Annotated in this window: 17 protein-coding genes, 6 tRNA genes and 1 riboswitch; of the genes, 15 read left to right on the forward strand and 8 right to left on the reverse strand. The window is 45.0% G+C overall.

Translation table 11 applies throughout. The features are described 5' to 3' along the window. Positions 1-43: 43 nt before the first annotated feature. The 3 genes from T3H97_RS06680 (at position 44) to T3H97_RS06690 (ending at position 3,083) form a co-directional block, all read left to right on the forward strand. Positions 44-325, forward strand: a complete 282-nt coding sequence (locus T3H97_RS06680; protein ID WP_007429334.1) for a CopG family ribbon-helix-helix protein — start codon at positions 44-46, stop codon at positions 323-325. A 6-nt stretch (positions 326-331) separates the two neighbouring features. Further along, entirely contained in the window at positions 332-682 is a 351-nt protein-coding gene (locus T3H97_RS06685; RefSeq protein ID WP_007429335.1) for a type II toxin-antitoxin system PemK/MazF family toxin, read from the forward strand. Positions 683-860: 178 nt separating this feature from the next. Next, on the forward strand, positions 861-3,083 hold the full coding sequence (locus T3H97_RS06690; protein ID WP_328802791.1) for a Tex family protein: 2,223 nt from the start codon (positions 861-863) through the stop codon (positions 3,081-3,083). A gap of 105 nt (positions 3,084-3,188) precedes the next feature. Here T3H97_RS06690 and cmpA read toward each other — a convergent pair whose 3' ends face one another. Beyond that, positions 3,189-3,323 (reverse strand): cortex morphogenetic protein CmpA, encoded by a 135-nt coding sequence (cmpA, locus tag T3H97_RS06695; RefSeq protein ID WP_007429337.1) that lies wholly within the window; start codon positions 3,321-3,323, stop codon positions 3,189-3,191. Between the two features lie 144 nt (positions 3,324-3,467). On the opposite strand from cmpA, the gene T3H97_RS06700 reads away from it, so the two are divergent. From T3H97_RS06700 to T3H97_RS06710, 3 genes are all read left to right on the forward strand, one after another. Further along, a complete protein-coding gene (locus T3H97_RS06700) occupies positions 3,468-3,992 on the forward strand; it encodes a SprT family protein (protein WP_328802073.1) in 525 nt (174 codons plus the stop codon). A 44-nt stretch (positions 3,993-4,036) separates the two neighbouring features. After that, positions 4,037-4,112, forward strand: a tRNA-Asn gene (locus tag T3H97_RS06705). A gap of 1 nt (position 4,113) precedes the next feature. After that, a tRNA-Ser gene (locus T3H97_RS06710) sits at positions 4,114-4,202 on the forward strand. Between the two features lie 177 nt (positions 4,203-4,379). On the opposite strand, the gene T3H97_RS06715 is transcribed toward T3H97_RS06710, so the two are convergent. Beyond that, a complete protein-coding gene (locus T3H97_RS06715; protein ID WP_103048856.1) occupies positions 4,380-5,255 on the reverse strand; it encodes a Cof-type HAD-IIB family hydrolase in 876 nt (291 codons plus the stop codon). Between the two features lie 69 nt (positions 5,256-5,324). Next, positions 5,325-6,086 carry a DeoR/GlpR family DNA-binding transcription regulator gene (locus T3H97_RS06720; RefSeq protein ID WP_013309250.1) on the reverse strand — a complete coding sequence of 254 codons (762 nt, stop codon included), beginning with the start codon at positions 6,084-6,086 and terminating at the stop codon, positions 5,325-5,327. A gap of 244 nt (positions 6,087-6,330) precedes the next feature. Here T3H97_RS06720 and T3H97_RS06725 point away from each other — a divergent pair. From T3H97_RS06725 to T3H97_RS06750, 6 genes are all read left to right on the forward strand, one after another. Further along, positions 6,331-6,402: transfer RNA gene (locus tag T3H97_RS06725), tRNA-Glu, on the forward strand. A gap of 86 nt (positions 6,403-6,488) precedes the next feature. Next, positions 6,489-6,564 (forward strand) — tRNA-Lys (locus T3H97_RS06730). A gap of 15 nt (positions 6,565-6,579) precedes the next feature. Further along, positions 6,580-6,662: transfer RNA gene (locus T3H97_RS06735), tRNA-Leu, on the forward strand. Between the two features lie 163 nt (positions 6,663-6,825). Beyond that, on the forward strand, positions 6,826-7,281 hold the full coding sequence (locus T3H97_RS06740; RefSeq protein WP_023987598.1) for a MarR family winged helix-turn-helix transcriptional regulator: 456 nt from the start codon (positions 6,826-6,828) through the stop codon (positions 7,279-7,281). 185 nt (positions 7,282-7,466) lie between these two features. Continuing rightward, positions 7,467-7,841, forward strand: coding sequence for a helix-turn-helix domain-containing protein (locus T3H97_RS06745; protein WP_328802074.1), 375 nt, complete (start codon positions 7,467-7,469; stop codon positions 7,839-7,841). Between the two features lie 93 nt (positions 7,842-7,934). After that, positions 7,935-8,318, forward strand: a complete 384-nt coding sequence (locus tag T3H97_RS06750) for a helix-turn-helix domain-containing protein (protein WP_069291379.1) — start codon at positions 7,935-7,937, stop codon at positions 8,316-8,318. 93 nt (positions 8,319-8,411) lie between these two features. On the opposite strand, the gene T3H97_RS06755 is transcribed toward T3H97_RS06750, so the two are convergent. The 4 genes from T3H97_RS06755 to T3H97_RS06770 all read right to left on the reverse strand — a co-directional run bounded on the left by T3H97_RS06755 (position 8,412) and on the right by T3H97_RS06770 (position 10,971). Further along, positions 8,412-9,296: an IS3 family transposase gene (locus T3H97_RS06755; protein WP_134902449.1), complete on the reverse strand. Its 885-nt coding sequence runs from the start codon at positions 9,294-9,296 to the stop codon at positions 8,412-8,414. Next, a complete protein-coding gene (locus T3H97_RS06760) occupies positions 9,251-9,565 on the reverse strand; it encodes a helix-turn-helix domain-containing protein (protein ID WP_025722639.1) in 315 nt (104 codons plus the stop codon). The genes T3H97_RS06755 and T3H97_RS06760 overlap by 46 nt, the downstream gene beginning before the upstream one ends. Before the next feature lie 148 nt (positions 9,566-9,713). Further along, the gene (locus T3H97_RS06765) at positions 9,714-9,935 is read right to left on the reverse strand and encodes a Rha family transcriptional regulator (protein ID WP_069291380.1); all 222 of its coding nucleotides are present in this window, start codon (positions 9,933-9,935) and stop codon (positions 9,714-9,716) included. Between the two features lie 280 nt (positions 9,936-10,215). Then, positions 10,216-10,971: an urease accessory protein UreF gene (locus T3H97_RS06770; RefSeq protein ID WP_328802075.1), complete on the reverse strand. Its 756-nt coding sequence runs from the start codon at positions 10,969-10,971 to the stop codon at positions 10,216-10,218. Between the two features lie 262 nt (positions 10,972-11,233). Between T3H97_RS06770 and T3H97_RS06775 the strand changes: the two genes are divergently transcribed. Beyond that, a tRNA-Leu gene (locus tag T3H97_RS06775) sits at positions 11,234-11,316 on the forward strand. Between the two features lie 150 nt (positions 11,317-11,466). Here the strand turns inward: T3H97_RS06775 and T3H97_RS06780 are convergent. Further along, a complete protein-coding gene (locus T3H97_RS06780; RefSeq protein ID WP_103048853.1) occupies positions 11,467-11,952 on the reverse strand; it encodes a glutathione peroxidase in 486 nt (161 codons plus the stop codon). A 466-nt stretch (positions 11,953-12,418) separates the two neighbouring features. Continuing rightward, a riboswitch (cyclic di-AMP (ydaO/yuaA leader) is annotated at positions 12,419-12,591 on the forward strand. Between the two features lie 115 nt (positions 12,592-12,706). Between T3H97_RS06780 and T3H97_RS06785 the strand changes: the two genes are divergently transcribed. Both T3H97_RS06785 and T3H97_RS26385 read left to right on the forward strand, forming a co-directional pair. After that, positions 12,707-13,102, forward strand: coding sequence for a hypothetical protein (locus tag T3H97_RS06785; RefSeq protein WP_013309257.1), 396 nt, complete (start codon positions 12,707-12,709; stop codon positions 13,100-13,102). A 183-nt stretch (positions 13,103-13,285) separates the two neighbouring features. Continuing rightward, entirely contained in the window at positions 13,286-13,363 is a 78-nt protein-coding gene (locus tag T3H97_RS26385) for a potassium-transporting ATPase subunit F (RefSeq protein ID WP_071559652.1), read from the forward strand. Positions 13,364-13,436 lie beyond the last annotated feature (73 nt).

Consider the following 13,436-nt stretch of genomic DNA (forward strand, 5'->3'; position numbering starts at 1 on the left):
ATAATGGTACAATGGCGACAAGGTTTTGGGGGTGGAAGAGAAGTTGGCTAATTTGCAGAACACCAAAAGAATAATGATCAGTTTGCCAGATCATCTCTTGCAGGAAGTGGACGGGATCGTAGCTATGGAAAATTCCAACCGCAGTGAATTTATCAGGCAGGCCATGAAGCTGTATGTAGGCGAACGTAAAAAACGTTACATTCGTGAAGCTATGCAGCGTGGATACATGGAAATGGCTAAAATTAACTTAACCATGGCATCCGAAGCCTTTCACGCGGAGGAAGATGCAAACAGCACCTTGGGCCGTACAGTTAGCGGGGTGTAATCCATATTGATCGTAAAGCGCGGCGACGTTTTTTTTGCAGACCTTTCACCCGTAGTCGGTTCCGAGCAAGGTGGCGTCAGACCTGTGCTGATCATTCAAAATGATATCGGCAACCGGTTTAGTCCTACTGTGATCGTAGCGGCCATCACCGCCCAGATTCAGAAGGCAAAGCTGCCTACACACGTGGAAATCGACGCGGCGACGCATGGCTTTGATCGTGATTCTGTTGTTCTTCTGGAGCAAATTCGGACGATCGACAAGCAAAGGCTTACCGACAAAATCACCCATTTAGATGAAGAAACCATGCGCAAAGTGAGCGATTCGCTACAAATCAGTCTCGGTTTGATTGATTTTTAGCGTGATGGAACAACGAGTGAAACGGGAAAAGGGCAGCGCTTGGGCGCTGTCCTTTTGCGTGTCCAATGAAAATGCAGGTAGAGCTTGCTTTAACGTCACCTGCTGGCGCTTTGAATCATTTTTTGTGATAATGAAAGACATGGTGTATGACAAGAGCTGTGAGGAAGAAGGGATAGGTTTGTCTAACGAGGAAACGAAGACGGAAATCCGGCAGGAGCCGAACGAAGCAGAACGCCAAGAGCGGATTGTCAAACAAGTGGCGAGAGAGCTGTCGCTGGCACTCAAGCAAATCCGGACAACGATCAGTTTGTTGGATGAAGGGAATACAATTCCTTTTATCGCGCGTTATCGAAAGGAAATGACAGGAGAGCTGGATGAAAATCAGCTGCGTGAAATTGAAGATCGTGTGCTGTATTTACGTAATCTGGAGGATCGTAAGGTAGAGGTCATCCGCATTATTGATGAGCAGGGTAAGCTGACGGAAGACCTGCAGGCTGCTATCACCTCTGCGGTTAAACTTCAGGAAGTGGAGGATCTGTATCGTCCGTATCGGCAAAAACGCAAGACTCGCGCCAGTGTAGCAAAGGAACGGGGACTGGAACCGCTCTCCATCTGGATCTGGAGCCAGCCGAAGCAGGGCGATGCTCTGAAAGAAGCCGAGTCTTATGTAAATGTGGAACTCGGAGTGGATAGCGCTGAGGCGGCCATCCAAGGAGCCTTGGATATTTTAGCTGAAAATATAGCGGATGATGCAGCTATTCGCCAATGGGTACGCCGATATACGCTGGACCATGGTATGTTGACCTCCGAAGCGAAGGACGCAGAGCAAGAGTCCGTATATGAGAACTACTATAGCTATCGTGAGCTGGCTAAGAAAATGCCGCCTCACCGTATTCTGGCGATTAACCGCGGCGAGCGGGAAGGTATTCTTAAGGTCGGTCTGGAGGTAGTGCCAGATTCCATTTACAATTACGTGGCAGGTCAAGTGATTAAAGGATCGTCTGTCGTAGAAGAGCTGCTGCGCAATGTCATTGAGGATGCGTATAAAAGACTTATCGCGCCATCCATTGAGCGCGAAGTGCGCGCTGAAATGACGGAGAAGGGCGAGCAGCAGGCCATCTCCATCTTTGCAGGCAACTTGCGCAGCCTGTTGCTACAGGCTCCGATCAAGGGCCGCCGTGTGCTCGGTGTCGATCCGGCCTATCGGACAGGCTGTAAGCTGGCGGTTGTCGATGACACAGGCAAGCTGCTGGAAGTGGCTGTGACGTATCCGACACCGCCGAACAACAAGAAGCGCGAGGCTGCTGAGAAGTTCAAGCAGCTGATTGCCCAATACGGTATCGAATTGATTGTCATTGGTAACGGAACCGCTTCGCGCGAGACAGAGCAATTTGTAGCGGAAGTCATCGCGGACATTGGTGACAGCAGTCTAGCGTATCTGATCGTCAATGAGGCGGGCGCGAGCGTATACTCTGCCTCCAAGCTGGCACAGGAGGAATTTCCCGATTTGGACGTGGCCGAGCGCAGTGCGGCTTCCATCGCACGTCGTGTGCAGGACCCACTGGCTGAGCTGGTCAAAATTGAGCCGAAGGCTATTGGTGTAGGCCAATACCAGCATGATGTGTCGCAGAAACATCTGGATGAAAGCTTAAAGGACGTTGTCGAATCAGCCGTTAACCATGTCGGTGTGGATGTGAACACGGCTTCCTCTGCGCTGTTATCCTATGTAGCAGGGATCAATGCGACGATTGCCAAAAACATTGTTAAGTACCGTGAGGAAAACGGAAAATTCAGCAACCGTCGTCAGTTGCAGAAGGTGCCGCGTCTTGGTGCAAAAACCTACGAGCAATCTGTAGGCTTTATACGTATACCGGGTGGAGAAAATCCGCTGGACCGCACACCGATTCACCCTGAATCTTATGCTGTCGTAGACCGCCTGTTGGCGGAATTGAACATTAGCGCTCACGATCTGGGTACTAAGACTGCAATGGAAGCACTGAGCGTGTCCAACATTGACGAATTGGCTGCGAAGCTGGAAGTCGGCGTGCCGACACTGAAGGATATTCTGGAAAGCCTCCAGCGTCCGGGCCGTGACCCGCGTGACGAGCTGCCGTTGCCTGTATTCCGCAAGGATGTGCTGAAGATCGAGGATCTGGCACCGGGTATGGAGCTTCAGGGAACCGTCCGCAATGTCATTGATTTTGGTGCGTTTGTCGATATCGGTATTAAAAGTGACGGGTTGGTTCATATTTCACAGCTGCGCAGTGGCTTCGTAAAGCATCCGATGGATGTCGTATCTGTCGGTGATAACGTAACGGTGTGGGTGTTGAATGTTGATTTGAAAAAAGGCAGGGTTGGTCTGACGATGAAACCTCCTGCAGAGGCGCAATCGCAGGCATAATACTTTAAATAAAGCTGTACAACCTTCTTGTGCAGGTATAATAAAAGCCGGAATCTCCGAACTGTATCGGAGATTCCGGCTTTCATTTTTGGATGCCTTTAGCTTTTACCCGTTGTTGGCATCGAACTCCACGCCAGGTGCTTTATGATAAAAAAACCAACAATCGTTCAACAGCTTAATTTGGCGCCGGTCCTTTTTGTAAAAGGCCCGCATGAGCTGGTTGCTGAGCCATTGAGGCAAGCCGATCTCCTCCTCTGTGTTACATCTGTATGTTTAGCATATGGGGTGGGTACCTAAAGTGTGCTTATGAATTGGGGGTTAGACTTCGGTCGTTATTTTATAATATGCTTGTCAGTAAGGAGCGAAGGAGGAGAGACCGTGAGGATGGAGTCCAAGTCCCTGAGCAATTCAATGAACCATTCAATGAGCCGTTCTATGAGTAATGAAGAGCTTCAAGAATGGGTAGAGCGCATTTCGCTGGAGAGCTTCGGCGTGCCGTTTCGACATCAAGCCACCTTTAATGCGCGCCTGTCTTCCACAGGTGGTAGGTATTTTATGAAAAGTCATCATATTGAAATTAATCCACATCAACTCGCAGCTTACGGACGTTCTGAGGTGGAGAAAATTATTAAGCATGAGCTGTGCCATTATCATTTGCATTTGCGCGGGATGGGCTATCAGCATCGAGATGCTGACTTCAAAGCATGGCTGGCCCGTGTAGGAGGAAGCAGGCATTGTCAGACTCTGCCGGGAAGAAAAGAACGTGAGCCTCAGCCTTATCGTTACAAGCTAGTATGCGTTTCCTGTAAACAGGAGTATATGCGCAAGCGCAAGATGAATCCTCAGCGGTATCGCTGTGGGAAATGTGGAGGTAAGCTACGCCTGTTGGCACTTGACGGCACCCCCTGAATCATGGTAAATTAACCATACTGTAAGATAATTTACAGTAATGTTCCCTGATAGCTCAGTTGGTAGAGCACTCGACTGTTAATCGAGTTGTCACAGGTTCGAGTCCTGTTCGGGGAGCCATGGAGAGGTACCCAAGTGGCTATAAGGGGACCCTCTGCTAAGGGGTTAGGCTGCGAAAGCGGTGCGAGGGTTCGAATCCCTCTCTCTCCGTTGGTATTTTAAGCAGAAAAAGGACGCTCGTATGCATTGTAATGATGCTTGCGAGCGTCCTTTTCGTCTATATCTGCTTTGAGAATAACGGAGGACTGAAATCGTTTAAATGGAGAGTGGACGTGCTGCGTACAGCATGAAGCGGCGCTAGCCTGTCTTGTACGCAGCCAATGACGTCTATTTCACGGTGTCAGCCTCGACTGTCTTGAGTATGTTCAACAGAGCATGAGCGACGCCATCTTCCGCATTAGTCAGAGTCACTTGGGAGCAGACGGCCTTGATGTCGTCTTTTGCATTGCCCATGGCAATGCCTGTTCCTGCCATCGTCAGCATGGAGATATCGTTGTAGCTGTCCCCAATCGCTACGGCTTCCTGCATGGGAATGCTCAGATGATTCGCCAGATAACGCAATGCATTACCTTTAGACGCATCCCTATGCTCGACTTCAAAGTTACGGTCTGAAGAGATGACCATGTTCAGGCCCTGAAAACCTCGGTAACGCTCACGGCCCCGCTCCAATTTGGCTTGATCAAAGGAGAAACAGAGCACGTTATAAATCTCTACATCCAGTGGAATGTCCTCATATGAAGCGATCCGGGTATGTCCAGTCTGTTCATATTGTTTTTCAGCTGCATGTAATAAAGTATCCAGCGAAATATCCGGGTTGGCACTCAGCAAGCGGTCCATTTCAACAGCAAGTAGCTGATGACCGTTTTGTGGAGAATAAATAGCGCGGTCTGTCATGACCTCATAGTAAAAGTCGTTGTCATGCAGCCAGCTCAGCACTTCAAACGTTTCACTGCGGCCCATAGGAGTAGAGGTTAACTGACGACGATGCACATCATGTACGGTTGCACCGTTTGCTCCAATGACTGGAGTTATAAGCTCTGCTTCCTCTAGCTTCGTCCAGGCGTCATAAGCGGCTCTACCAGTGGCGATTGTCACCTGAACGCCTTGCTGCTGTGCTTGGCGTATAGCCTCCGCGTTCACTTTGCTTATTTTTCCTTCCTCGTTCAGCAGTGTTCCATCCATATCAATCGCAAACAGTTTCATTTCTCTCCAACTCCTGTCTTTCGATATCTCTGTGATAAATCTTGAGTTCTAGCTAAGCAGTTTCATATTTTATGAGGGTACAACAACTTCAACATCATAATGTTGCAAAATTTCCAGCATCGCTGGTTCTGGCAATCTGTCGGTGATCACGATATTAACTTCAGACAGATCGGCAAAACGATATGGAAAATTGATTCCGAATTTCGAATGGTCCGCAAGGATGATCACCTGATCTGCCTGCTTCATCATCTGATGCTTCAGCATACCGTCTTCTTCATGAATCAGGCTTAGTCCGTGGGCAGATATACCACCAATCCCGATAAAGGCTTTGTCTACAAAATAGTGAGACAAAGTGGCGATCACGGAGGAGCCATATACATATCGGTGTTCTTTTTGCAGGCGGCCTCCCAACAGATGTATGGAGACACCGTCTTTTCCAGATAGCACGTCAGCCTGATTGATTGAATTGGTGATGACCGAACATTCCTGCACATTCAGTCTTTCTGCACACGCCTGCACGGTGGTAGAGGAATCCAATATAATACGATCCTTATCTCGTACCATGCTGGCAGCAAGTTGTCCGATCACTTGTTTCTCCTCGGATACAGTAAGTAGTCTTTCGTTATAATTTCCAATTGGATCGTGATGAAGTGTAGGGAGAAGAGCGCCGCCACGGGTGCGAATAATTTTTTGATGTTCTTCAAGTTTTACGAGGTCTCGACGCGCCGTATCTCGTGAAACATTAAAAAATTCACAAATATCATCCACCGAAATACGCTTATGAAGCTGTAAGTAATCAACGATTTTTAACATTCGTTCTTCCTGATACATAGAAAGCTCCTCTGATGTATAATTATTTCGGTATCTTGTAAGTGATTATAAGTAAATATAAGTGATATTGCAATCATTTATCGCTTTTTTCAGGATTTTAGTGATTTAAGATAAGGGATTGTAAGTTAATATGCATTTTGTACTTATAAAAACTGCTTTTTTAAAAATTTTAGAAATAAGTATTGCCATTCGTTATTCTATTTGATATACTCTTTCTTGTCGCTAAGTTGGCGCATAATAATAAGGCCCGTTGGTCAAGGGGTTAAGACACCTCCCTTTCACGGAGGTAACAGGGGTTCGAATCCCCTACGGGTCATTGTTGTCTTTATAGACTACATGTTGCATGCTTAAGGGAAATTCCTGAGGTCTGGTCTAATGGCGGACAGCTTGGATGAACAGCATGAGCCATTAGCTCAGTTGGTAGAGCACCTGACTTTTAATCAGGGTGTCGAAGGTTCGAGTCCTTCATGGCTCACCATTTATATTTTGTTATGCGGTCGTGGTGGAATGGCAGACACGCTATCTTGAGGGGGTAGTGAGCGTACGCTCGTGGAGGTTCGAGTCCTCTCGACCGCATCAATGGAATGAACGGAAAAGTCTCTCGCGGTAGAGGCTTTTTTTATTTGTGTAATGATGTAATAAAGTAATGATTATGATGAAATAATGATTCCATAGTATAATATAACGCCATAATGTTATAGAATGATAAGTATAAACTTATGAAGTGACGGTGAAAAATATGGACACTCAACTGTTAGGAAATATATCAGAAAATATTTTGGGCTTGTTTCCGATTGTGAAGAAGAAATTTTTCACCTACGGTCCGCTCGATTTCCCATTACACTTGTCGCCTAATAACTTTCAGGTGCTAATGCTCCTGCGTGAAGTACGTTCGTCTACGGTATCTGATTTATCCAAACAGCTCAATGTCTCACGTCCGAACATGACTCCTCTTCTGGACAAACTGGTGGAGCATGGGTTGGCTGACCGCCAGTCGTGTGATTCGGATCGCAGAGTCGTGAATGTAGCGATTACACAGGAAGGCGATGCTTTTTGTGAACAGGTATTTCATACCTTCTCCAATAAAATTCAAGAAAGACTGGTGTATCTGCCAGAAGAAGATTTATTGCATCTGAGTGAAACTTTGAATGAATTGAAGCATATTTTACTTAAAATCGACAACTCTGCTACGTGATTGGCGTAAGTGAACTGGCTTAAAAACCGCCCTTTCTTTGGAAAACAGGCGGTTTTTGTTGCGTGTTGTGGTATAATGGGAACCAACATACATAATTCGGTAATTTTAGCATACGTGATCTTTGAAATGGGAACGGAGAACATGATATCGTTATTTGAGAGCCTGCTAGGGAGGAAGGAACTTCTATGCAATCTATTTACCATCGCATCGAGGAACTCATCAAGGAACGGGGAATGACGAAAAAGGCGTTCTGCCAGCAGTTAGGCATTAGTACAGGGAACTTCGGGGATTGGAAAAGAGGAAAAACGACGCCAGGCACGAATAAACTCATTGAAATCGCTTCTTTTTTTGATGCCAGTCTGGATTGGATTATGCTGGGTCGAGATGTACAGGGTGAGGTGCTAAAGGAGTCGCAAGACCCTTATTTTTTTGACGCTTCAGGGCAACTGAATTACCAGGGGGAACCGCTTAGTGAGGCGGAAAGAAATTTTATACTTGAGTATATTGAATTTACCCGCTTTCGTAAAGAGAAAAACCAGCGCAATTCTACTATGGGGTAATGGTTGCTTAGGATTTGATGGGGATTACTAATGAGTAAGGCTGAAAAATGAAAATTATTTCAGAAAAAGTTACTGTGTCGGAGGGGAAACATTTTGGGAGATCAAACTATTTATCAGCGGATTGAAGCTTTGATTAAGGATCGTGGAATGACCAAGAAGGCATTTTGTGAAAAACTTAAAATCAGTTCAGGGAATCTTGGTGATTGGAGAAGAGGTAAAACAACGCCGGGTACCGCCCATTTGATTCAGATTTCAGACTTTTTTAATGTATCGCTTGATTGGTTAATGAAAGGGATTAAGCCAGGAGAAGGCGTACTTCAGGAGCAGAAGGCTGCTTATTTTTTTGGAGTGATGGGGCCACTCAATTGCCAGGCAGAAGATCTTGAGACGGAAGAACAGAATTTTATTTTAGAATATGTTGAATTTGCGAAATACCGTAAGCAAAAAAGTGAGAAGGATAAAACAAAGCCGGAATAATTTTTTAGCTAAAGATCGTCTGGGTTGAAAACCCGTAAACGAACTGGAGAGGTTCTGGTCAAGACCCCATTTTATAGACACTGAAAAAAGACCCTAGGCTATAAGCTGCTTCCGATACTCTTTCGGAGGCAGCTTATTTAACTTTCGTTGTGGTCGACATTGGTTGTAAAATCGAATATATTCTTCTATTCTCCTTTGTGCCCCGTCCATATTTCGGATATCATATGGGTAGAGCCCTTCCGTTTTGAGATGCGAGAAGAAGCTCTCCATCGAGGCATTATCATAACAATTGCCTCGGCGAGACATGCTGATCCGGGCGCCAACCTTTGGCAACATGTCATGGTACGCATGGGACGTGTACTGGAATCCCTGGTCGCTGTGAACGATGAGGCCAGTCACGTCTTTTTGCTGTTTAAAGGCTTGTCGAAACGTCTGTAAAACCAGTTCGTTATCATTTCTATGGCTCATCTGGTACGCGATAATTTCGTTATTGAACAAGTCTTTAATCGCAGACAGATATAGCCAGCAATCCCCCACACGATATTGCGTGATATCTGTGACCCATTTTTGATTAGGTTTGTCCGCCTTGAAATCCTGTTTTAGCAGATTTTTCGCCACACGACCTTTCGTAGAGGAAGCATAGTTGCAGCGATGTTTCCGGCGAATTTGTGAGCGGATTCCCAAGACCTGCATGAGCCGGAGTACCTTTTTATGGTTCATCCAGACTCCATGATCGTGCTGCAAAAATAGTTGAATTTGGCGATAGCCGTAGACCCCGTTATACTGCTCATACACTTTCTTCACAAGTGCTTTCGCGTCCCGATCTCGATCTGCTCCTCTACGCTTTAAGAAGGCGTAATATCCACTTCTGGAGACTTTGAAAAGCGTACACAGTTTGCTAATAGGATAGTCTTTCGCAGCTTTCTCAATGGTTATATATTTGTGTGCTTCATCTCCTGTATCCAGATTTCCAAACACTTTTTTAGCATATCATTTTCCCGTCTCAGCTTCTGTACATACCTATCCTGATCGATATACTCCTTACGCCGTCCTCGCTGGTCCATGAGCCCGAATTCACCGAGTTGCTTGTATTTGCGCATCCATTCTTTTAATCGATGTCGATCTGCGATCCCAAACTTCTCCATGAGTCTACGATACGTCCAACCTTCTTCAATATGGAGTCGTATGGCCTCTACCTTGGTTTCAAACGTATACTCGTTAAACTTTGTTCCCTTTTTCGCCGGCATAAAAAATGCACCCCTTAGATTTCATCGGATAAACCAGGGGTTTATTCCAATGTCTATTCTAAGGGGTGCACTTCAGTTCGCTTTACGGGTTTATTTGGTTTCTTGGTGGTATGGAATGACCTATATGTAACTGGAATGCTTGTTGGGTTTAGAGTGGCGGTGCCTCCTTATAATCGTTATCGTCGATGTTCAGAATTGCAGCAACTTGTTTTCTGTACCTTTGTGCTTTGCGGGTGCCGTGAATCAGATTGGACAAGCGTGAAGGTGGAATATTGTGTGTCTCACAAAATGTTTTCTGATCCAGTCGAAGTTCGACAAGCCGTTGTTTGATGGCCCACCCGAAGGAGGTGACAGGCATTTTGTTGTTCAAGAGAAATCGCCCCTTACGGATTCTTGCGGAATAATTGGTGTGTTATAATAATCATCAGTAAACATGTTAGAATTAACCATCTAAAACTATGATACACTTTTATACGTGTTTTTACAATCGTAAATGCGTCATTTTATTGAATTAATTACTTAATTAAGTGCTAGATGGTTCTGATAATCCGTCTAGAGTCTGCTAATGGTGTGAATTTCGATTATATGTGGATAAAAAACACTCTGCCACCTGAGGAAAGGGACAGAGTGTTTTTGGTGTTGCTGCCACATTAGCGAAACGACGCATCAGGGGGATGCTGGAAGGCGTTTGAATAGACCTGAGGAGAGGAAAACAGTCTAGGTTCATCCAATTGGCTATTATGGCTCATATAAAGAGGTAGAGTGATGTAGGAGCTGGACCAGTGTCTGTGAAGAAGACGACGCTGAAATGCGGTTGGCTCAGGTTCGTTAAGCTTCTTCCATGCAGAGAGCAGCTCGCTGGTCATACGCTCCATAAAAGGGTTCTTTTCCTCATAAGGAGGATTGAGTAGTTTGAAGGCATCTTCCACACAGAAGGACACCGCTGCGCCAAGATAGCCGTGAACGGTCTGTTCTACATCGTTTCCGAGGAGGAGGTTAATCCAGGTGTGAACGGTAGCGAGTGTGCCAATCGCATTGTATTGAATGAGTATGGATTCCAACTGGTCAAATTCAAGCCAAGGATAAAGAGCCTTAGCGAGCTTGAGTAGACGCTGACCGGATAGACGCAACTCCTTCACATGCTGCAAGGAGGGACGTTGGGTATGCAGCATCTTATCAATGAGAGCGATCCGCCAACCGTCATTCTGCTGGATGGCGACATACAGACTTTTGATAGCCATGCCATCAACGGTTGTAAATTGAGGATACAAATCATCCAACATGTAATGTTCCAGGTCTTGTAGACTGTTCAAATGTCTGTTGCGGAATAGTTTCTCTAGTCCGTTAAAACGGGTGAAGCCACCAATAGGTAGGGAAGGGTCCAACAATAAAGCATAGTTCAGCAAGCGGTTGCCTTTATGCAGGGTGGTTCGCCTCCTCGAAGTGAATTATTATGTTATATTATTTTACTCTGCACTTGGGGATAACAAAAAAATTCGAAATATATGTAATATATATTTACATTTTAGTAGCCTTTGTGTCAAATTAAATATTATTATCGCTTATATATGTTAGAAAAAATAACACACAAAATAATTATTATATTTTTGTTTACAAATAGTTGATGAGAGAGTATAATAAATCTGTTGCCTCATTACATTATGATTTGCGGTCGTGGTGGAATGGCAGACACGCTATCTTGAGGGGGTAGTGGGCGTACGCCCGTGGAGGTTCGAGTCCTCTCGACCGCATTATATGCAAGACCCAGTTAAAAAAAGCATCCTGACACGTTTTACGTGAAGGGATGCTTTTTTTTTTGTTAAGCATTTTTCGTTATATCCTTTAGCCACAGAAGCAACGGTAGACAACAGGTTGTTTAATAACTGTGATTAAGAAGAATGTCAGTTTTGCTGCAAAAGCTTCTCTATATCTCCCGCCAGCTTATCTGGAGTGGTTTGCGGTGCATAGCGCTTAAATACGTTACCTTCTCGTGTAATTAAGAATTTAGTAAAATTCCATTTGATCGCTTTGGATCCTAATACCCCCGGAGCTGTTTGGGTAAGGTAGCGAAATAAGGGGTGCGCTTGATCTCCATTGACATCTGTTTTGGCGAACATCGGAAAGGTAACACCATAATTGATCTGGCAAAATTCGGAAATCTCCTCGCTAGAACCTGGCTCTTGTTTGGCAAACTGGTTGCTGGGAAATCCCAAAATTTCGAGCCCCTGTTCATGGTACTGGTCATATAGCTCTTGTAGCGCTTTGTATTGGGGGGTTAACCCACATTTGCTGGCAGTGTTCACGATAAGCAGAACGTTCCCTTCATATGTGGATAACGGAATTTGTTTCCCTTGCAGGGTTTGCGCATCATATTCATAAACGGTCATAGTATCTCTCCTTATTCAATATTCAGCAATTAAATTGTAAGCAATTAAAAGCGAGGTTGCAAGTTTGGAAAAGCTGTATCAAGCCTTTAGCCGCTGTAAAATCGTATTTTGTTCAAAACAGTAAATCGCACCGCAAATGGAGCGAATTAAGGTGTTTCTTCTTATAAAAGCGGGTTCAATCGGTGTTTAGCTGGTACATATAGCGTATTTTCTTCTCTTTTTACAAAAAAAGGCCAAAAACGCTCTACCCTACGCCAATATTGACATGCTTGTCATTTTCGAAAAGGGATGAAAAACAGAGATTGAAGGAGCTGTGAGAAGCATAGTTGTATTGTAAGCGCTATTATTAATATACTAGGCTCTAAAGGCCGATTTATAACCCCGCAGTTGAGCTTTACAGTCTTCCATGCGCGGGTGTATGATTCAAGACGTAATTTCAAATTAACTTGAATGAAGCAACAACGAAATGTCTATAGCGCTGAATTTTGCAGTTGCAAAAGCGGGGGAACCAATCGAGACTGTACGGCTTCGGAAGCCGTGTGTCTCATGGGGTGAATTTTCCGGTCAAGTACCAGAAATAGGGCGACTCTCACGTCCGAATCCGACAGCTAACCTCGTAAGCGTACAGGGAGAGGCAACAAACCGCCGTGTGCAGCCATGGTTTATTTTATCATGGATATGTAAGAAGCCGGAGGAAAGCCTTTTTCCTTCGGCTTCTTTTTGTTGTCTTTTTATACCGGGAGAGGAGCTACTGATGGAAGGTCGGTTAATTATTGTCACTGCACCGAATGAAGCGGGCAGAAGTTTTGTGAAATTGCTTATGTTCAAAAAATTGGCGTTTGCAGTTCTCACGAATAGCGCCCAGGAGGAACGACAGCTCAAAAAAATGGGTGTGGAGCACATTGTCCGCATCAATACCATGCAAGCGGGAAAATGGAATTTTCCAAAAAAAGAAATTGGTAGTGTGTATTTGTTCGAGAACAGCTTGAATCTGACTTGCCGTTTCCTGCAAATATGTCGGCCACTAACATCGGAATCGATCTATGTTATTACGCACGGCTGTAATCCACAAGGAATTTATCGGGGATTGGGAGCGGACCATGTGATCTACACATTGAACGGAGAGGTGGGTTTTCTACTGAACGGATAAGCACTTATAACATAGTTGTTTTATGATTTTATGATGAAATAAGAATGGCGATCTGAGGACCGATACGGAGGTTATGAACATGATGGATATATACATGCTGCTCGTCATGGCTGTGAGTTATGGAGTGATATTGCTGTTTGTACGCTGGTGTGATGCGCAGACCTCTAAAGGAGGACGAAGAGGATGATCGTTATACTTGGGCTTACGGCTATTGTGTTTATGTATTTAATCTACGCACTCCTGAACCCTGAAAAGTTCTAGTCAGCTATAGGGGATAGAGCGGGCGGGAACAACAGATCTGAATATTAAGCATCATAGGTAGCAGGTTTTCGCA

Origin of the sequence: Paenibacillus sp. LX16, assembly GCF_036252815.1 — a bacterium.
Lineage (GTDB): Bacteria > Bacillota > Bacilli > Paenibacillales > Paenibacillaceae > Paenibacillus > Paenibacillus polymyxa_B.

Excerpts from the sequence above, each read along its gene's own strand:
- T3H97_RS06700 (WP_328802073.1), top strand. The coding sequence starts at position 3,468 with ATGGAGTCCAAGTCCCTGAGCAATTCAATGAACCATTCAATGAGCCGT.
- T3H97_RS06715 (WP_103048856.1), bottom strand. The coding sequence starts at position 5,255 with ATGAAACTGTTTGCGATTGATATGGATGGAACACTGCTGAACGAGGAA.
- T3H97_RS06720 (WP_013309250.1), bottom strand. The coding sequence starts at position 6,086 with ATGTATCAGGAAGAACGAATGTTAAAAATCGTTGATTACTTACAGCTT.
- T3H97_RS06740 (WP_023987598.1), top strand. The coding sequence starts at position 6,826 with ATGGACACTCAACTGTTAGGAAATATATCAGAAAATATTTTGGGCTTG.
- T3H97_RS06745 (WP_328802074.1), top strand. The coding sequence starts at position 7,467 with ATGCAATCTATTTACCATCGCATCGAGGAACTCATCAAGGAACGGGGA.
- T3H97_RS06760 (WP_025722639.1), bottom strand. The coding sequence starts at position 9,565 with ATGCCGGCGAAAAAGGGAACAAAGTTTAACGAGTATACGTTTGAAACC.
- T3H97_RS06780 (WP_103048853.1), bottom strand. The coding sequence starts at position 11,952 with ATGACCGTTTATGAATATGATGCGCAAACCCTGCAAGGGAAACAAATT.
- T3H97_RS06785 (WP_013309257.1), top strand. The coding sequence starts at position 12,707 with ATGGAAGGTCGGTTAATTATTGTCACTGCACCGAATGAAGCGGGCAGA.
- T3H97_RS26385 (WP_071559652.1), top strand. The coding sequence starts at position 13,286 with ATGATCGTTATACTTGGGCTTACGGCTATTGTGTTTATGTATTTAATC.